The sequence below is a fragment of the Rhodoferax sp. RT4P68 genome (assembly GCF_056521305.1).
Genome location: NZ_JBWMBB010000004.1, coordinates 188,947 through 206,886 on the forward strand (window position 1 = coordinate 188,947; position 17,940 = coordinate 206,886).

The 17,940-nt window shown below is 67.0% G+C and carries 13 protein-coding genes; 10 read left to right on the forward strand and 3 right to left on the reverse strand.

The window, feature by feature from the left end; all coding sequences use genetic code 11:
- Positions 1-94: 94 nt before the first annotated feature.
- Together ompR and AC099J_RS10340 are read left to right on the forward strand one after the other, a co-directional pair.
- Positions 95-826 (forward strand): osmolarity response regulator transcription factor OmpR, encoded by a 732-nt coding sequence (gene ompR / locus AC099J_RS10335; RefSeq protein ID WP_479615153.1) that lies wholly within the window; start codon positions 95-97, stop codon positions 824-826.
- 72 nt (positions 827-898) lie between these two features.
- Complete coding sequence (locus AC099J_RS10340; RefSeq protein WP_479615154.1) at positions 899-2,254, forward strand: sensor histidine kinase; 1,356 nt, start codon at positions 899-901, stop codon at positions 2,252-2,254.
- Positions 2,255-2,260: 6 nt separating this feature from the next.
- Here AC099J_RS10340 and ispF read toward each other — a convergent pair whose 3' ends face one another.
- Complete coding sequence (gene ispF, locus AC099J_RS10345) at positions 2,261-2,734, reverse strand: 2-C-methyl-D-erythritol 2,4-cyclodiphosphate synthase (RefSeq protein WP_479615155.1); 474 nt, start codon at positions 2,732-2,734, stop codon at positions 2,261-2,263.
- Entirely contained in the window at positions 2,731-3,498 is a 768-nt protein-coding gene (ispD, locus tag AC099J_RS10350) for a 2-C-methyl-D-erythritol 4-phosphate cytidylyltransferase (RefSeq protein ID WP_479615156.1), read from the reverse strand. The genes ispF and ispD overlap by 4 nt, the downstream gene beginning before the upstream one ends.
- 139 nt (positions 3,499-3,637) lie before the next feature.
- Here ispD and mfd point away from each other — a divergent pair, with 139 nt between their 5' ends.
- From mfd to AC099J_RS10380, 6 genes are all read left to right on the forward strand, one after another.
- Positions 3,638-7,141 carry a transcription-repair coupling factor gene (gene mfd / locus AC099J_RS10355; protein ID WP_479615157.1) on the forward strand — a complete coding sequence of 1,168 codons (3,504 nt, stop codon included), beginning with the start codon at positions 3,638-3,640 and terminating at the stop codon, positions 7,139-7,141.
- A 6-nt stretch (positions 7,142-7,147) separates the two neighbouring features.
- Positions 7,148-7,768: a hypothetical protein gene (locus AC099J_RS10360; RefSeq protein WP_479615158.1), complete on the forward strand. Its 621-nt coding sequence runs from the start codon at positions 7,148-7,150 to the stop codon at positions 7,766-7,768.
- Positions 7,765-8,481, forward strand: a complete 717-nt coding sequence (gene serB / locus AC099J_RS10365) for a phosphoserine phosphatase SerB (protein ID WP_479615159.1) — start codon at positions 7,765-7,767, stop codon at positions 8,479-8,481. Before AC099J_RS10360 ends, serB begins: the two co-directional genes overlap by 4 nt.
- 210 nt (positions 8,482-8,691) lie before the next feature.
- Positions 8,692-10,614: a PrkA family serine protein kinase gene (locus AC099J_RS10370; RefSeq protein WP_479615160.1), complete on the forward strand. Its 1,923-nt coding sequence runs from the start codon at positions 8,692-8,694 to the stop codon at positions 10,612-10,614.
- Between the two features lie 24 nt (positions 10,615-10,638).
- Complete coding sequence (locus AC099J_RS10375) at positions 10,639-11,910, forward strand: YeaH/YhbH family protein (RefSeq protein WP_479615161.1); 1,272 nt, start codon at positions 10,639-10,641, stop codon at positions 11,908-11,910.
- Positions 11,911-11,936: 26 nt separating this feature from the next.
- Positions 11,937-13,472, forward strand: coding sequence for a SpoVR family protein (locus AC099J_RS10380; RefSeq protein WP_479615162.1), 1,536 nt, complete (start codon positions 11,937-11,939; stop codon positions 13,470-13,472).
- Between the two features lie 46 nt (positions 13,473-13,518).
- Here AC099J_RS10380 and AC099J_RS10385 read toward each other — a convergent pair whose 3' ends face one another.
- Positions 13,519-15,108 (reverse strand): alkaline phosphatase D family protein, encoded by a 1,590-nt coding sequence (locus AC099J_RS10385; RefSeq protein WP_479615163.1) that lies wholly within the window; start codon positions 15,106-15,108, stop codon positions 13,519-13,521.
- A gap of 159 nt (positions 15,109-15,267) precedes the next feature.
- Between AC099J_RS10385 and AC099J_RS10390 the strand changes: the two genes are divergently transcribed.
- Both AC099J_RS10390 and AC099J_RS10395 read left to right on the forward strand, forming a co-directional pair.
- On the forward strand, positions 15,268-15,771 hold the full coding sequence (locus AC099J_RS10390; protein WP_479615164.1) for a (2Fe-2S)-binding protein: 504 nt from the start codon (positions 15,268-15,270) through the stop codon (positions 15,769-15,771).
- Positions 15,768-17,939, forward strand: coding sequence for a xanthine dehydrogenase family protein molybdopterin-binding subunit (locus AC099J_RS10395; RefSeq protein WP_479615165.1), 2,172 nt, complete (start codon positions 15,768-15,770; stop codon positions 17,937-17,939). The genes AC099J_RS10390 and AC099J_RS10395 overlap by 4 nt, the downstream gene beginning before the upstream one ends.
- Position 17,940: the final 1 nt, after the last annotated feature.

A 17,940-nucleotide genomic window follows, 5' to 3' on the forward strand; every position in this document is an offset into this window, starting at 1 on the left:
ACTTGTAACAGTGTGTCCCGATTCCGAGAATTCGATGGAATGGCTGGTCTCGCGTTGCAGAATCGCCTCTGTTACAAGTTTGCAAGTGCTACCCATGACACCCAATTCCTCGCGCCCCGACAAGATCCTCGTCGTGGACGACGACTCCCGCATCCGCGACCTGCTTCGGCGCTACCTGGTTCAGGAAGGCTTCGAGGTCATTCTTGCGGAAGACGGCAAGGCCCTGAGCCGGGTGATGCTGCGCGAGACGGCCGACCTGATCGTGCTGGACCTGATGATGCCCGGTGAAGACGGTTTGTCGATCTGCCGGCGCCTGCGTGCCGCAAATGACCGCACGCCCATCATCATGCTGACGGCCAAGGGCGAAGACATCGACCGGATCGTCGGCCTGGAAGTCGGCGCCGACGACTATCTTGGCAAGCCCTTCAACCCGCGCGAACTGCTGGCGCGCATCCACGCCGTGCTGCGCCGCCGCCCGGTCAAGGAAGCGCCGGGCGCACCGTCGACCGACAACGAAGTCTCGTCTTTCGGACCCTTCGCCTTCGACATGGGCGCCCGCACGCTGCGCAAGAACGGCGAAGAGCTGCCGCTCACGACCGGCGAGTTCGCCATGCTCAAGGCTCTGGTGCGCCACCCACGCCAGCCGCTGTCGCGTGAAAAGCTCGCACTGCTGGCACGTGGCCGCGAGTTCGAGCCCTTCGACCGCAGCCTGGACGTGCAGGTCTCGCGCCTGCGCAAGCTGGTCGAGCAGGACGCCACGGCGCCGCGCTACATCCAGACCGTGTGGGGCGTGGGCTACGTGTTCGTGCCGGACGGGGCCAACTAGTCCTCCGTGCCCGTCGCTCGATTCCGGGAGCCACCGGACCCATCTGACGCCACCAGTCCAGCGCCGCTGGAGATGCTCCCGCCCAAAAGGGGCCTCGCCCGCTCGCTGCTGGCGGTCAGTCTGTTCTGGCGCACCTTCATCCTGCTGGCCTGCCTGTTGCTGGGCAGCATGCTGGCGTGGCTGCAAACCATGCGCGAGCTCGAGTTCGAGCCCCGTGCGATCCAGACCGCCCAGCAGATCGCGGCCCTGGTCAACCTCAGCCGTGCGGCGCTGCAGTACGCGGACCCGATCGCCCGCGTCTCCCTGCTCAAGGCCATGGCAGAGCAGGAGCGTGTGCGCATCACCCCACGCGAACCCACCGACAAGTTCTTGTCCATGGACGACGACGCGCTCAGCCGGCGCGTCGTCAGCGAACTGGTGTCGCGCCTGGGGGCGGGCACCTTGGTTGCCTATTCGGTCAATGGCGAACCCGGCTTGTGGGTCGGCTTCACGATCAACGGCGACGCGAACTGGCTGCAGACCGATCTGGAGCGCTTCAGCCCCGCTGGGGGCAAGACCTGGCTGGTCTGGATTCTCACCACGGGCGCGGTGTCGCTGGCCGGCGCCGCCCTGATTGCCGGGCTGATCAACCGCCCGCTCAAGCGCCTGTCGGTCGCTGCCAGCCGCGTGCGCGAAGGTGACTTCGACGCCAGCCGGCTCGACGAAGGCGGCGTGACCGGTGAGATCCGCGAGGTGAACATCGGCTTCAACCGCATGGCGGCGCGGCTGGCCAAGATCGAGCAGGACCGCGTCGTCATGCTGGCCGGCATCTCGCACGACCTGCGCACGCCGCTGGCGCGGTTGCGGCTGGAGACCGAGATGAGCGTGACCGATCTGGACGCGCGCCAGCACATGGTCTCGGACATCGAGCAGCTCGACCGCATCATCGACAAGTTCCTGGACTACGCCCGGCCCGACCACATCGACCTGAAGCCGGTCTCGCTGAACCAGGTGATCGAAGCCTGCCGCTACGCCGTGCGTGACCACGACGACATCCGGATCAACGTGAACATCGCCGAGCCGCTCGTCGTGCTGGCCGACGCGACCGAACTGGCGCGCGTGATCTCCAACCTGCTGGAGAACGCGCGCCGCTACGGCAAGTCGCCGGGCACCGGTGTGGCCGAGATCGACATCGCCGCCAAGCCGCGCGACGAATGGGTGCTGCTCAAGGTGCGCGACCGTGGCCCCGGCGTCAGCGAATCGCAGCTGGCAGACCTGTCCAAGCCGTTCTTTCGCGGCGACACGGCCCGCACGTCGGCCACCGGGGCCGGCCTGGGCCTGTCCATCGTCGAGACGGCGGTGCAGCGCATGGGTGGCGTGTTCCAGCTGGCCAACACGCGCACCGGCGGCCTGGCGGCACACATCAAGCTGCGCCGCACCGCACGCTGAAGGCTGTCAGTAAAGCAAGACGACGGCCCGGGCCTCGATGCTCTGGCCCTGGCCCACCGGGCCCAGCTTCTCGGCCGTCTTGGCCTTGATGTTGATCTGGCCCAGCGCCAGCCCCAAAGCCTGCGCAATGCCGCTGCGCATGGCCGGGATGTGGGGCATGAGCTTGGGCGCCTGGGCGATCACCGTGCTGTCGATGTTGCCGATGCGCAGGCCCTGCGCCGCCACGCGCCGCGCCGCCTCGGCCAACAAGCGCATCGAATCGGCGCCGGCGAACTGCGGGTCTGTGTCGGAGAAATGCGTGCCGATGTCGCCCAGGGCTGCCGCGCCCAGCAGGGCGTCGGTGATGGCGTGCAGCAGCACGTCGGCGTCCGAATGCCCCAAGAGGCCCATGGGGTGCGGAATCGTCACGCCGCCGATGACCAGTTTGCGGCCCGGCACCAGCGCGTGCACATCCCAGCCTTCACCAATGCGAAAGTTCATACGTCCCCTCGTGCTCGGCCACGCAGCACCGTCTCTGCCAGCGCAAAGTCTTCTGGATACGTCACCTTGAAATTGAGCGCACCGCCCGGCACCAGGCGCGGCGCCAGGCCCAGCGCCTCGATGGCGCTGGCCTCGTCCGTCACCTGCGCCGCGTCACCGGCCAGCGCTATGTCCAGCGCCCGGCTCAACAGCCCGATGCGGAACATCTGCGGCGTCTGCGCCAGCCATTTGTCGGCGCGTGGCAAGGTGGCCAGGACGCGGCCCTCGTGCGCACCGGCACCCTCCTGCTTGAGCGTGTCGGGCAGCTTGTGGGCCAGCAAGCCGCCCACCGCGTCGTCGGCGCAGGCGTCGATCAAGGCATCGATCTGCGCCGGCGTGATCAGGCAGCGGGCCGCATCGTGCACCAGCACCCAATCGTCATTGCGCGCACCCTGCTCGAACAGGTCGTGCAGCCCGCTGCGTACGCTGTGTGCCCGTGTCGCGCCGCCGTGCGGTGACACGACACAGGGCGCGCTGTAGGACTCGAAAAACGCGTCGCCCGGCGCCACGACCACCAGCACGTCGCAGATGCGCGCCACACCGGCGAACGCCGCCAGCGTGTGCATCACCATCGGCTGGCCGGCCACCGGCTGGTACTGCTTGGCCAGCGTGTCGCCTGCAGCGCCGCCAGTCGGCAGGGCGCGGCTGCCACTGCCGGCGCACGGAATGAGGGCGAAGAAGCGTGCGCCGGTGTCGGCCGCGCCAGGGTCTGCAAGGGTACTCATGGAGGCGCGATTCTAGGGAGGCCCTGGGCCAGCAGACCGATGTTCCCCGTGCCTAAAATCCGCCGTCGCCTCACCCCCCACCCTCGCCGGGCGGGGGGTTTTGGTTTTTTCATTCCGATCGCGCGCGCCGAACCGCCCCATGGACCTTCCCAAACTCATCGCAGGCAAACGTTTCATGCTGCCGCGCCCGCCAGGTTCGGCCGACGCGCTGCTGCTGGCCCGGCTGGCGCTGCGCGAAAAGGCCGCCAAGCGCGTGGTGGCCATCGTCACCTCCGACGCCAACGACGCCCAGCGCCTGCTGGACGAGCTGCCGTTCTTCGCGCCCGACCTGCGGTGCGCGCTGTTCCCGGACTGGGAGACGCTGCCCTACGACACCTTCTCGCCGCACCAGGACCTGATCAGCGAACGGCTGGCGACCCTGTGGCGGCTGTACGCCGGCGCTGCGCAGCGCAACCCCGAGGCCGGCGTCGACGTGGTGCTGGTGCCCGCCACCACCGCGCTGTACCGCGTGGCGCCGCCCAGCTTCCTGGCCGGCACGACCTTTCACTTCAAGGCCAAGCAGCGGCTGGACGAGGCGCGCCTCAAGTCACAGCTGACCCTGGCCGGTTACAGCCACGTCACCCAGGTCGTGAGCCCGGGCGAATACGCCGTGCGTGGCGGGTTGATCGACCTGTTTCCGATGGGCTCGCCCGTGCCCTTTCGCGTCGACCTGTTCGACGACGAGATCGACTCCATCCGCACCTTCGACCCGGACAGCCAGCGCAGCCTGTACCCGGTGCCCGAGGTGCGGTTGCTGCCAGGCCGCGAATTTCCGATGAACGACGACGCGCGCGCACGCTTTCGCAGCCGCTGGCGCGAGCTGCTGGAGGGCGACCCCACGCGCAGCCGCATCTACAAGGACATGGGCAACGGCGTGGCCACCGCCGGCATCGAGTACTACCTGCCGCTGTTCTTCGAGGACACGGCAACCGTGTTCGACTACCTGGGCGAGGCCGCCACGGTGGTGCTGCACGGCGACCTGGAATCGGCCTTCCAGCGCTTCTGGCAGGACACGCAGGAGCGCTACCGCCTGCTGCGCACCGACCCCGAGCGGCCCATCCTCCCGCCCGAGGCGCTGTTCCTGTCCAGCGAGCAGTTCTACGCCCGCTCGAACGAACATGCGCAACTGGCGCTGCGCCCTGCGCAGGCCGAGCCGGCCGACAGCACGCCGTTCGCCGAGTTCGCCCCCTTGCCGCCGCTGGCCGTGGTGCGCGGCGCCGACGAGCCACTGGCCCGCCTTTCGGGTCACATGCGCAACACGCAACAGCGCGTGCTGCTGCTGGCCGAGTCGGACGGCCGGCGTGAAAGCCTGCTGGACTTCGTGCGCGCCAGCGCCCTCGCCCCCCCGGTTTTCGACAGCCTGGCCGATTTCGAGGCCAGCGACGAGAAGCTGGGCATGGCCACCGCCGCGCTGGGCGCCGGCTTCGCCTGGCTGGAGGCCGGCATCGATTTCGTCACCGAGACCGAGCTGTTCGCCGCCGGCACCGGCGTGCGCCGGCGCCGCAAGCAGGAACAGGTCAGCGACGTCGAGGCCCTGATCAAGGACCTGGCCGAGCTGAACCTGGGCGACCCGGTGGTGCACACGGGCCATGGCATCGGCCGCTACCGCGGCTTGGTCAACCTGGACGTGGGCCAGGGCATGAACCCGGATGGCTCGCCTGCGGTGCAGGAATTCCTGCACCTGGAATACGCCGACAAGGCGGTGCTCTACGTGCCGGTCAGCCAGCTGCACCTCATCAGCCGTTACACCGGCGTCAGCGCCGACGAAGCGCCGCTGCACAAGCTGGGCTCGGCGCAGTGGGACAAGGCCCGGCGCCGCGCCGCCGAACAGGTGCGTGACGCGGCCGCCGAGCTGCTGAACATCTACGCCCGCCGCGCCGCGCGCGAAGGCCATGCCTTCCGCTACGCGCCGCAGGACTACGAAGCCTTCGCCAACGACTTCGGTTTCGAGGAAACCGCCGACCAGAACGCGGCCATCCATGCCGTGATCCAGGACATGGTCTCGCCCCAGCCCATGGACCGCCTGGTCTGCGGAGACGTGGGCTTCGGCAAGACCGAGGTGGCGTTGCGCGCCGCCTTCGTCGCCGTGACCGGCGGCAGGCAGGTGGCCTTTCTTGCGCCCACCACGCTGCTGGCCGAGCAGCACTACCAGACGCTGATCGACCGCTTCTCCAAGTGGCCGGTCAAGATCGCCGAGATGAGCCGCTTTCGCTCCGGCAAGGAAATCACGGCCGCATCCAAAGGCCTGGAAGACGGCAGCATCGACATCGTGGTGGGTACGCACAAGCTGCTCAGCGCCTCCGTCAAGTTCAAGCAGCTGGGTCTGCTCATCATCGACGAGGAGCACCGCTTCGGCGTGCGCCACAAGGAGGCCATGAAGGCCATGCGCGCCGAGGTCGATGTGCTCACGCTGACGGCCACGCCGATCCCGCGCACGCTGGGCATGGCGCTCGAGGGCCTGCGCGACCTGTCGGTCATCGCCACCGCGCCGCAGCGCCGCCTGGCCATCAAGACCTTCGTGCGCAGCGAGAGCACCGGCGTGATTCGCGAGGCCGTGCTGCGCGAATTGAAGCGCGGCGGCCAGGTCTATTTCCTGCACAACGAGGTCGAGACCATCGAGAACCGGCGCGCCAAGCTCGAAGAACTGCTGCCCGAGGCGCGCATCGCGGTGGCCCACGGCCAGATGCCCGAGCGCCAACTCGAAGCCGTGATGCGCGACTTCACCGCGCAGCGCAGCAACCTCTTGCTGTGCTCCACCATCATCGAGACCGGCATCGACGTGCCCACGGCCAACACCATCGTCATGAGCCGGGCCGACAAGTTCGGGCTGGCCCAGCTGCACCAGCTGCGCGGGCGCGTCGGCCGCAGCCACCACCAGGCCTATGCCTACCTGATGGTCCCGGACATCGAGGGCCTGACCAAGCAGGCCGCGCAGCGGCTGGAGGCCATCCAGCAGATGGAGGAGCTGGGCAGCGGCTTTTACCTTGCCATGCACGACCTGGAAATCCGCGGCGCCGGCGAGGTGCTGGGCGAAAACCAGAGCGGCAACATGCTGGAAGTGGGCTTTCAGCTCTACAACGAGATGCTGTCCGAGGCCGTGCGCAGCCTGCGGGAAGGCAAGGAGCCGGACCTGCTGGCCCCGCTGTCCGTCACGACCGAAATCAACCTGCACGCCCCCGCCCTGCTGCCCGACGACTACTGCGGCGACGTGCACCTGCGGCTGTCGTTCTACAAGAAGCTGGCCACCGCCAAGACACCTGAGCAGATCGACTCGCTTCTGGAAGAAATTGTCGACCGCTTCGGCAAGCTGCCGCCGCAGGCGCAGACCTTGATCGACGTGCACCGGCTGCGCGTGCTGGCCCGCCCTTTCGGCGTGCTGAAGGTCGATGCGGCGCCCGGCGTCACCCACATCACCTTCAAGCCCGACGCGCCGGTCGAGCCGATGCGCATCATCGAGCTGGTGCAGAAGAACAAGCACATCAAGCTGGTGGGCAACGAGAAGCTGCGCATCGAACGCGCGCTGCCGGACGCGAAAGACAGGGCACAGATGGTGCGGGACTTGCTGCGTTCGCTGGGCAAGCCGGTGGCCGCACTGACGGCCTGAGGGCGCATGGCACTGCTGCACGGCACCGTCCTGCTGATGGCTCTGGTCATTGCCTTGTGGCTGCGGCCCTGGCGCATGCTGGCCGGCGCGCGGCTGGGCACGCCGTTGCTGGCCGCTCTCGTGCTGCTGCCCGTACTGTGGGCACTGCCGGCGCTGCACCCGATGCCGATGTCGCTTCGCTGGTCAGGTGCCTGCCTGGTGCTCCTGATGGTGGGCTGGCCACTGGCGGTACCCACGCTGCTGGCCGTGGGCGCACTGGCGGCGCTGGTCGGCGGGCTGTCGCTGCAGGCCGCCCTCGCGCTGACGGTATGGCAGGGCCTGGTCCCTGCCACGCTGGCGCTTGGCCTGGGCGCGCTGGTGCGCCGCCATTTGCCACGCAACCCCTTCATCTACATCCTGGGCCGCGGCTTCCTGGGAACACTGGCGTGCACCTTCGCTGCGCTGCTGCTGAACTACACACTTGCCCCCGGCTCCTTGCACGGCGCGGCGCAGCTGTCCTTTGTCGCCCTGTGGCTCATGGCCTGGGCAGATGCCTTCGTGACCGGCATGTTGGTCGCCGTCTTCGTCGCGTTCCGCCCCGACTGGCTTGCCACCTGGTCGGACCGCCATTACCTGCCCCGCCCATGACCGACTCCACCCCGTTGCCGCCCGGCCTCACGATCCGCGGCTTTCAGCCCCCCTTGCGCCTGGCCGATTTCAAGCTGATCGCCTTCGACATGGACTCGACGCTGATCAACATCGAGTGCATCGACGAGATCGCCGACGCCGTGGGCAAAAAAACCGAGGTCGCCGTCATCACCGAGGCCACGATGCGTGGTGAGATCAAGGATTTCAAAGAGAGCCTGACCCGCCGCGTCGCCTTGCTACAGGGCGTGCCGGTCGCGGCGCTGCAGCAGGTCTACGACGAGCGGCTGCGGCTGAACCCCGGCGCGAACGAGCTGGTCGCAGCATGCAAAGCGGCGGGCCTGAAGGTGCTGCTGGTTTCAGGTGGTTTCACTTTTTTCGCCAACCGCGTGAAGGCCCGCCTGGGCATCGACTTCGCACGCTCCAACCTGCTCGAAGAAGCCGACGGCCAGCTGACCGGCCGCGTGGTCATGCAGCCATGGGGCGACATCTGCGACGGCGCCGAGAAGCGCCGCACGTTGCTCGAGGTCGCGTCTTTGATGGGCATCATGCCGGCCCAGACGATTGCGGTGGGCGACGGCGCGAACGACCTGCCGATGATGGGCGAGGCCGGCCTTTCGGTGGCCTACCACGCCAAGCCGAAGGTGCGCGAACAGGCCATGGTGTCGATCGAACAAGGCGGCCTGGACCGTCTGCTGGAGATCGTCCAGCACTGAGATGCGCGGGCCGCCAAAAGCCTCGTCTCCATTCGCGGAACACCATTTTGCAGGGCATCGCCCGACCCTGAGCACGCCCGATGGAAAGCCTGCAACGCCCCTGGACAATTTGTACGCCTGGCGCACAACGAAGGGCTATGATGATTGCAAGCTTTTCGCCAAATGCCCCTTGCGGCGTTGACGGTTGGACCCGGATTCACAGGAGAGACGATGTCGATCTTTGCGCGTTATCAGGACCGATTCGAGGCAGCCCAGGAAGAGGAAATGTCCGTGCAGGACTATCTCGAACTGTGCAAGCGTGATGCCACCGCGTACGCCAGCGTGGCCGAACGCATGTTGTTGGCGATCGGCGAGTCCGAGCTGATCGACACCCGCGCCGATCCGCGTTTGTCGCGCATCTTCGCGAACAAGATGATCCGGGTCTATCCCGCGTTCCGCGACCTCTTCGGCATGGAAGAAGTGATCGAGAGCATCGTCTCGTACTTCCGCCACGCAGCGCAGGGTCTGGAGGAAAAGAAGCAGGTGCTGTATCTGCTCGGCCCGGTCGGCGGCGGCAAGTCTTCTCTGGCCGAGCGGCTGAAGTACCTGATCGAGAAAGTGCCGTTCTACGCCATCAAGGGCTCGCCCGTGCATGAATCGCCGCTGGGCTTGTTCAACCCCACCGAAGACGCGCAGCTGCTCGAAGACGACTACAACATTCCGCGCCGTTACCTCTCCACCATCATGAGCCCCTGGGCCGTGAAGCGGCTGCAGGAGTTCGGTGGCGACATCACCAAGTTCCGCGTCGTGAAGATCCGGCCTTCGGTGCTCAAGCAGATCGCCGTCTCCAAGACCGAGCCGGGCGACGAGAACAACCAGGACATCTCGGCACTGGTCGGCAAGATCGACATCCGCAAGCTGGAGACCTATTCGCAGGACGACCCGGACGCGTATTCGTATTCCGGCGGCCTGTGCCTGTCCAACCGCGGCGTGCTGGAGTTCGTCGAAATGTTCAAGGCGCCGATCAAGGTGCTGCACCCTTTGCTGACGGCCACGCAGGAAGGCAACTACAAGGGCACGGAAGGCTTCGGCGCCATCCCCTTCGACGGCCTGATCCTCGCGCACTCGAACGAGGCCGAGTGGCAGGCCTTCAGGAACAACCGCAACAACGAAGCCTTCCTCGACCGCATCTACATCGTCAAGGTGCCGTACTGCCTGCGCGTCTCGGACGAGATCCACATCTACGAGAAGCTGGTCATCAACTCGTCGCTGTCGCAGGCACCCTGCGCGCCCGACACGCTGCGCATGCTGGCCCAGTTCTCGGTGCTGTCGCGGCTGAAGGAGCCAGAGAATTCGAGCATCTTCTCCAAGATGCGCGTGTACGACGGCGAGAACCTGAAAGACACCGATCCGCGCGCCAAGAGCTTTCAGGAATACCGCGATTTCGCGGGCGTGGACGAAGGCATGACGGGCCTGTCGACGCGCTTCGCGTTCAAGATCCTCTCGCGCGTCTTCAACTTTGACCACCGCGAAGTGGCGGCCAACCCGGTGCACCTCATGTATGTGCTGGAGCAGCAGATCGAGCAGGAACAGTTCCCGCCCGAGATCGGTGAGAAGTACCTGCGCTGCATCAAGGAATTCCTGTCGCCGCACTACGCAGAGTTCATCGGCAAGGAGATCCAGACGTCCTACCTGGAGAGCTATTCCGAGTACGGCCAGAACATCTTCGACCGCTACGTGGTGTATGCCGATTTCTGGATCCAGGACCAGGAGTTCCGCGACCCCAACACCGGCGAAATTCTCGACCGCGCTGCGCTGAACGACGAGCTGGAAAAGATCGAGAAGCCCGCCGGCATCTCCAACCCCAAGGACTTCCGCAACGAGGTCGTCAACTTTGTGCTGCGTGCCCGGGCGCGGCAGGACGGCAAGAACCCGGCGTGGACCTCCTACGAGAAGCTGCGCGCGGTGATCGAGAAGAAGATGTTCTCCAACACCGAAGAGCTGCTGCCCGTGATCTCATTCAACGCCAAGGCCAGTGGCGAGGACCAGAAGAAGCACGCTGATTTCGTGAACCGCATGATCACCAAGGGCTACACCGAGAAGCAGGTCCGCCTGCTGTGCGAGTGGTACCTGCGCGTGCGCAAGTCGTCATAAGGTCATGGGCATCGGAGGATTTGCATGACCGTGCGCATCGTCGACCGGCGAAACGACAGCAAGAACAAGAGTTCCGTCAACCGCAGCCGGTTCATCCGGCGCTTCAAAGGCCAGATCCGCAAGGCCGTGGCCGACGCGATCAACAAGCGCGGGCTGAAGGACCTGGACGACGGCGAGAAGATCGGCATCCCCGGCAAAGACATCGACGAGCCGCAGTTCGAACACGGACACGGCGGCGTGTGGGATGCCGTGCGGCCCGGCAACGACCGCTTCAACTCCGGCGACACCGTCGACCGGCCCAAGGGCGGCGGCGGGGCCGGTGGCGGCAAGGGCCAGGCCGGGCGCGAGGGCGAAAGCCTGGACGACTTCGTCTTCACGCTGACCAAGGACGAGTTCCTGGACATCTTCTTCGACGAGATGGCCTTGCCCAACCTGGTGAAGCAGCAGCTCGCGCAGATCGAGCAGTACAAACGCACGCGCGCCGGCTTCGTGCAGACGGGCGTGCCGACCAACGTCAACCTCACGCGCACCATGCGCGGAGCGGCCGGCCGGCGCATCGCCATCGGCGGGCCCTACAGCGCGCAGATCCGCGCGCTCGAGAAAGAACTTGCCGAGCTGCGCGAGACGCTGCCCGAGAACGACCCCGAGGTCGAGCGCGTGCGCAAGGAGATCGCCAAGCTGCGCGCCAAGATCGAGGCCATCCCGTTCGTCGACACCTTCGACCTGCGCTTCAACAACCGCGTGAAGACGCCCAAGCCGTCGACCCAGGCCGTGATGTTCTGCCTGCTCGACGTCTCGGGCTCGATGGACGAGGGCCGCAAGAACATCGCCAAGCGCTTCTTCATGCTGCTGTACCTGTTCCTGAACCGGAACTACGAGCACATCGAGGTCGTCTTCATCCGCCACCACACGGTGGCCACCGAGGTCAGTGAAGACGATTTTTTCACCTCGCGCGAATCGGGCGGCACGGTGGTCAGCAGCGCGCTGACGCTGATGCACGAGGTGATCGTTGCGCGCTACCCCAGCACGGTGTGGAACATCTACGGCGCGCAGGCATCAGACGGTGACAACTGGCACGATGACTCGCCGCGCTGCCGCGAGCTGCTGGAGGGCTCGATCCTGGCGTTGACGCAATACTTTGCCTACATCGAGATCACCGACGGCCCTCCGCAGAACCTGTGGGAAGAGTACGAGAAGCTGCAAGCCAGCAACGCCGGCCGCTTTGCGATGGAGCGCATCAAGACGCCGGCCGACATCTACCCGGTCTTCCGCGAACTGTTCAAGCGCCGGGCCTGAAACCATCCGCCGCAACGAGGATCCGTATGCTGACCAAGGTGACCCCCAAACCCCTTCCAGCCGGCTCCGAATGGAGTTTCGAGGCAATCGAGGAATACGACCAGGCCATCCGCGAGGTGGCGGACCGCTACGGGCTCGATTGCTATCCGCACCAGCTGGAAGTGATCAGCGCCGAGCAGATGATGGATGCGTATGCGTCCATCGGCATGCCGGTCTACTACCACCACTGGTCGTTCGGCAAGCACTTCCTCGCGACCGAGAACCGCTACAAGCGCGGGCAGATGGGGCTGGCGTACGAGATCGTCATCAACTCCAACCCGTGCATCGCCTACCTGATGGATGAGAACACCTTGCCCATGCAGGCACTGGTGATCGCCCATGCAGCGTACGGGCACAACTCGTTCTTCAAAGGCAACCACCTGTTCAAGCAGTGGACCAGTGCCGACGCCATCGTCGACTACCTGGTGTTCGCCAAGAACTACATCGCGCAATGCGAGGAGCGCCATGGCGTAGAGGCCGTGGAGCGGTTGATCGACGCCTGCCACGCGCTGACCAATGTGGGGGTGGACCGCTACAAGCGCTCGCCCCGCTTGTCGCTGGAGAAAGAGACGCTGCGCCAGAAGGAGCGCGAGGCTTACCTGCAGGCGCAGGTCAACGATCTGTGGCGCACGCTGCCGCCGCGCGTCGAGGCCGAGCAGCAGACCCAGGAGGCGCGCTTCCCGAAAGAGCCTGAAGAGAACCTGCTCTATTTCATCGAGAAGAACGCGCCGCTGCTGGAGCCGTGGCAGCGCGAGGTGGTGCGCATCGTGCGCAAGATCGGCCAATACTTTTACCCGCAGCGCCAGACGCAGGTGATGAACGAAGGCTGGGCCACCTACTGGCACTACACCATTCTGAACACGCTGTACGACGAAGGGCGGCTCAGCGATGGCTTCATGATGGAGTTCCTGCAGTCGCACACCAATGTCGTCTACCAGCCGGCCTACAACAGCCCGCATTTCTCAGGCATCAACGTGTACGCGCTGGGCTTTGCGATGTGGCGCGACATCCGCCGCATCTGCGAGGAACCGACCGCCGAAGACAAGGCCTGGTTCCCGGACATTGCCGGTTCGGACTGGCGCAAGACCTTCGACTTTGCGATGCAGAACTTCAAGGACGAGAGCTTCGTCGCGCAGTTCCTGTCGCCCAAGCTGATGCGGGATTTCCGCCTGTTCTCGGTGCTGGACGACGACAGCCGCAAGCAGCTGGAGATCCAGGCGATCCACGACGAGAAGGGCTACCGCGCATTGCGCCGCCAGTTGGCCGAGCAGTACGACCTGGGCAGCCGCGAGCCCAACATCCAGGTCTGGAACGTGGACCTGCGCGGCGACCGCTCGCTGACGGTGCGCCACTTCGCGCACCAGCGCCGGCCGCTGGGCGAGTCAAGCGCCACCATGCTGCGCCACCTGGCCACGCTGTGGGGCTTCAACGTGCGACTGGAGCGGCAGAACTTCGACGGCAAAGTCGAGCTGGTGGCCGAGCACCGGGCGGAGAAGCGGCGGCGGGCGGACGACAAGTCCTGATTCCACGTGCCTTGGGCAGGGCGGAGCGGGCCTGCACGGGGCTCGCTCAACCCCGCTCCACCACCGCCCTGCCCGCCTCCACCACAAAGCTGGCCAACGTCTCCACCTGCGTGTCGGGCCGCGTCACGTCATCCACCACGCGCAGCCGGGTCGTGAGCTGCTGCGGCGTGCAGTCCAACACGCCGTAGCCACGCCGCCGGGCGTCGGCGAAGACGAAATGCGGGTTCTCGGCCAGCAGCTCGGCCGTGCGCGGGTTGGCTGTGGCGCGCGAGGTGATGCTGGTGCCGCAGAACTCCACGCCGACGCTGGCGCTGGCCGGGTCCGTGTAGTCGGCCTTGACATGTCCCACCCAGTTCTCGTGCACGTCACCGCCGAAAAAGACCGGGTTCGCCACGCGGTGCCGCTGCAGCGCGTCGGTCAGCCGGCGGCGGGCCGCAGCGTAGCCGTCCCAACCATCGTTCCACAAGCGCTGGCCGGCGCCCGATCTGAAGTCGCGCTGGCCGAACAGGCTCTGCTGGCCGATGAAGTTCCAACCGTGGGCCGCGCCCTGCGTGGCCAGCGTCTGGTCCAGCCATTGCTCCTGTGCCTCGCCCAGCAGGCTGCGTGCCGGGTCTGTCCACGACGCGCAAGCCTGCGGGTCGACGATGGCCGAGCCGGGCCGGCCCTCGGGCGTGCAGGCCTGCGGGCTCTTGTACTGGCGCGCGTCCAGCAGGGTCATCGAAGCGAGGCGTCCGAACGACAGCTGTTCGTGGATGCGCATCTCCGCCCCTGACGCCAGCCCCGCGAACGCGCGCGTGAGCAAGCCCGCCCGCAGCGGCATGTGCTCGTAGAACGCCTGGTACGCCGCAGCGCGCCGCTCCGCAAAGTTCGCCACCGCCGGCCCACCCTGACCGACCTGCAGGCCGGCGTAGTCGTTCTGCACCTCATGGTCGTCCCAGGTCACCAGCCAGGGGCATGCGGCGTGCATGCGCTGCAGGTCGACCTCGCTCTTGTGCAGCGCATGGCGCTGGCGGTAGTCATCCAGCGTCAGCACCCAGCCGCCCGAGGGGATGCGCACCGGCTGCGCGGCCATCGGGTACTCGTAGAGGTAGTCGCCCAGGAAGAGCACCAGATCCACGCCCTCCTCGCGCATGTGGCGGTAGGCGCTGAAGTAGCCGTGTTCCCAGCGTTGGCACGAGGCGTAGGCGAGCCGCAGACGGGCCACTTCCGCGCCCGCCGCCGGCAACGTGCGCGTGCGGCCCACGGGGCTCACCGCGTCGCCGGCCATGAAGCGGTAGAAGTACCAGCGGTCCGGCTCCAGCCCCTGCACCTCGGAGTGGGCGCTGTGCGCCAGCTCAGCCAGCGCCTGCACCTGGCCGCTCTGCGCGATGCGCGTGAACGCTTCGTCGTGCGCGACTTCCCAACGCAGCGTGACGGCGTCGCTGCCGACGCCGGCCCCGAACCAACCCGGCAGGTGCAGCCGTGTCCACAGCACCACGCCGTCGGCGCGCGGCGAGCCGCTGGCCACTCCCAGCGTGAACGGGTCGCTGCGCCAGCGCGGCTGGCTCCACGCGCTGCGCGGCAGCCACAAGGTCGCGGCCGCGGCGGTGGCCTGCTGCAACCATGCGCGCCGGTCCAAAGGGGGTTCGGTGTGCATGGGCATGGCCTCGTTCGCGCGTGTCAATTGACCCCACTGTAGTGCCGCACTTTGCGTTGCGCGTGCATGCCGCAAGGCAATCTCGGATACTGCCCGCCGCAGTGCCGGCGCAGCACCGCCTTACGTCCCTTGTCCCCGCACGAACCCAGGAGACCCCCGATGGCGAAACTGAACGTGAACGGCGTCGTACGCGATGTCGATGTGGAACCCGATACCCCGCTCCTGTGGGTGCTGCGCGAGCAGCTCGGGCTGACCGGCACCAAGTACGGCTGCGGCATCGCCGCCTGCGGTGCCTGCACCGTGCACCTGGACGGCGTGCCCACGCGCAGTTGCGTGCGGCCCGTCTCCACCATCGCGGCGAACGAGAAGATCGTGACCATCGAGGGCCTGTCGCCCGACGGCTCGCACCCGGTGCAAAAAGCCTGGGTGGCATTGGACGTGCCGCAGTGCGGCTTTTGCCAGTGCGGCATGGTGATGGCGGCGGCGGCCCTGCTGAAGGCCAAGCCCCAGCCCACCGACCAGGACATCAACGAGGCCATGACCAACATCTGCCGCTGCGGCACCTACAACCGGGTGCGCGCGGCGATCAAGGTGGTGGCCGCCGGCGGCAACACCAAGAGCGCGGCGCTGGCGATCCAGCACGTGGACGGGAGCGTCACATGAACTTTGCAACTCCCACCCGCCGCCGCTTCATCGGCAGCACCGCCGCCACGGCCGGCGCACTGGTCGTCGGCTTCCATGTCCCGCGCAAGGGCCTGGCGCAGACGCCGCCGCCCGACGAGATCAACGCCTGGGTCGTCGTCAAGCCGGACGACACCGTCGTCGTGCGCATCGCGCGCTCCGAGATGGGCCAGGGCACGCTGACGGGCCTGGCGCAGATGGTGGCCGACGAGCTGGAATGCGACTGGGCCAAGGTCACGACCGAGTACCCCACGCCCGGCCAGAACCTGGCCCGCAAGCGCGCCTGGGGCAACTTCTCCACGGGCGGCAGCCGCGGCATCCGCGAGTCGCACGACTACGTGCGCAAGGGCGGCGCCACGGCGCGCGTGATGCTGGTGCAGGCCGCAGCCGATGGCTGGAAGGTGCCGGCCGCTGAATGCCGCGCCGCCAAGAGCGTCATCACGCACCAGCCCTCGGGCCGCACCACCACCTACGGCAAGGTGGCGGCCGCCGCCGGCAAGCTGACGCCGCCGGCCGACGCAGCCTTGAAGGACCCGAAGGATTGGACGCTGATCGGCAAGCGCATCGCCCGCCTCGACACCTCTGAGAAGGTGACCGGCAAGCAGGTCTACGGCATGGACCTCACCATGCCCGGCATGCTGAACGCGGCCGTCAAGGACTGCCCGGTGTTCGGCGGCAAGCTCAAGAGCTTCGACGCCGCCGCCATCGAGAAGCGCCCCGGCATCAAGAAGGTGCTGCGCGTGAACGACAGCACGGTCGCCGTGGTGGCGGACACCTGGTGGCGCGCCAAGACCGCGCTGGACGCGCTGCCCATCGAGTGGGATTTCGGGCAGCACGCCAAGGCCTCCAGCGCCGAGTTTGCGCAGGTGATGAAGGCCGGCCTGACGGCCGAGCAGGCGGTGGTGGGCAATTCAAACGGTGATGCCAAGGCGGCGCTGGCCAGTGCCGCGCGCCGCATCGAGGCCGTCTACAGCTACCCGCACCAGAACCACGCGACCATGGAGACCATGAACGCCACGGCCCGCTGGACGCCCGAGCGCTGCGAGGTCTGGACGCCGACGCAAAACGGCGAAGCCGCGCTGGCCGCAACCGCTGAAGCCGCCGGCCTGCCGCCCGAGAAATGCGAGGTCTACAAGCTGCACCTGGGCGGCGGTTTCGGCCGGCGCGGCGCGGTGCACGACTGGGTGCGCCAGTCCGTCGCCATCGCCAAGCAGATGCCCGGCGTGCCAGTCAAGATGATCTGGTCGCGCGAGGAGGACATGCTGCACGGCCTGTACCACCCCGTCACGCAGTGCAAGCTGGTGGCCGGGCTGGACGAGAAAGGTGAACTGCAGGCGCTGCACATGCGCATCTCGGGCCAATCCATCGTGGCCAGCATCTTCCCGCAGAACATCAAGGACGGGCGCGACCCGGTCGTATTCCAGGGGCTGAATGCACCGGGGCCGGAGGCGTCCATCGGTTACAGCGTGCCACACCTGCTGGTCGACCACGCCATGCGCAACCCGCACGTGCCGCCGGGCTTCTGGCGCGGCGTGAACCTGAACCAGAACGCGATCTATCTGGAGTCGTTCATCGACGAGATCGCCCACGCGACCAAGCAGGACCCGCTGGCCCTGCGCCGCAAGCTCATGGCCAACCACCCCAAGCACCTGGCCGTGCTGAACGCCGCGGCCGAGCGCGCGGGCTGGGGCACACCAGCGCCGGCCGGGCGCTTTCGCGGGCTGGCACAGACCATGGGGTTCGGCAGCTACGTGGCGGCGTGTGCCGAGGTGTCGGTCAGCGACGACGGTGTGCTGAAGGTGCACCGCATCGTGGCCGCCACCGACCCTGGCTACGCGGTCAACCCGCAGCAGATCGAAGCGCAGGTCGAAGGCTCGTTCGCCTACGGCTTGTCGGCCGCGCTGTACGGCGAATGCACGGTGAAGGACGGGCGCATCGAGCAGGACAACTTCAGCACCTACCCCGTGCTGAAGATGGACGAGATGCCGGCCGTGGAGACCATCACCATGCCGTCGGGCGGGTTCTGGGGCGGCGTGGGCGAGCCGACCATTGCCGTGGCAGCGCCGGCCGTGTTGAACGCGATCTTCGCGGCGACCGGCAAACGCATCCGCGACCTGCCATTGAAGAACCACAGCCTGAAGAAGGCGTGAG

What these genes read in the sequence shown, in the direction of transcription:
- AC099J_RS10375 (WP_479615161.1), top strand. Translation starts at nt 10,639, where the DNA reads ATGACCGTGCGCATCGTCGACCGGCGAAACGACAGCAAGAACAAGAGT.
- ispF (WP_479615155.1), bottom strand. Translation starts at nt 2,734, where the DNA reads ATGAACTTTCGCATTGGTGAAGGCTGGGATGTGCACGCGCTGGTGCCG.
- AC099J_RS10380 (WP_479615162.1), top strand. Translation starts at nt 11,937, where the DNA reads ATGCTGACCAAGGTGACCCCCAAACCCCTTCCAGCCGGCTCCGAATGG.
- AC099J_RS10370 (WP_479615160.1), top strand. Translation starts at nt 8,692, where the DNA reads ATGTCGATCTTTGCGCGTTATCAGGACCGATTCGAGGCAGCCCAGGAA.
- AC099J_RS10385 (WP_479615163.1), bottom strand. Translation starts at nt 15,108, where the DNA reads ATGCACACCGAACCCCCTTTGGACCGGCGCGCATGGTTGCAGCAGGCC.
- AC099J_RS10340 (WP_479615154.1), top strand. Translation starts at nt 899, where the DNA reads ATGCTCCCGCCCAAAAGGGGCCTCGCCCGCTCGCTGCTGGCGGTCAGT.
- ompR (WP_479615153.1), top strand. Translation starts at nt 95, where the DNA reads ATGACACCCAATTCCTCGCGCCCCGACAAGATCCTCGTCGTGGACGAC.
- AC099J_RS10360 (WP_479615158.1), top strand. Translation starts at nt 7,148, where the DNA reads ATGGCACTGCTGCACGGCACCGTCCTGCTGATGGCTCTGGTCATTGCC.
- mfd (WP_479615157.1), top strand. Translation starts at nt 3,638, where the DNA reads ATGGACCTTCCCAAACTCATCGCAGGCAAACGTTTCATGCTGCCGCGC.
- ispD (WP_479615156.1), bottom strand. Translation starts at nt 3,498, where the DNA reads ATGAGTACCCTTGCAGACCCTGGCGCGGCCGACACCGGCGCACGCTTC.
- AC099J_RS10390 (WP_479615164.1), top strand. Translation starts at nt 15,268, where the DNA reads ATGGCGAAACTGAACGTGAACGGCGTCGTACGCGATGTCGATGTGGAA.
- AC099J_RS10395 (WP_479615165.1), top strand. Translation starts at nt 15,768, where the DNA reads ATGAACTTTGCAACTCCCACCCGCCGCCGCTTCATCGGCAGCACCGCC.
- serB (WP_479615159.1), top strand. Translation starts at nt 7,765, where the DNA reads ATGACCGACTCCACCCCGTTGCCGCCCGGCCTCACGATCCGCGGCTTT.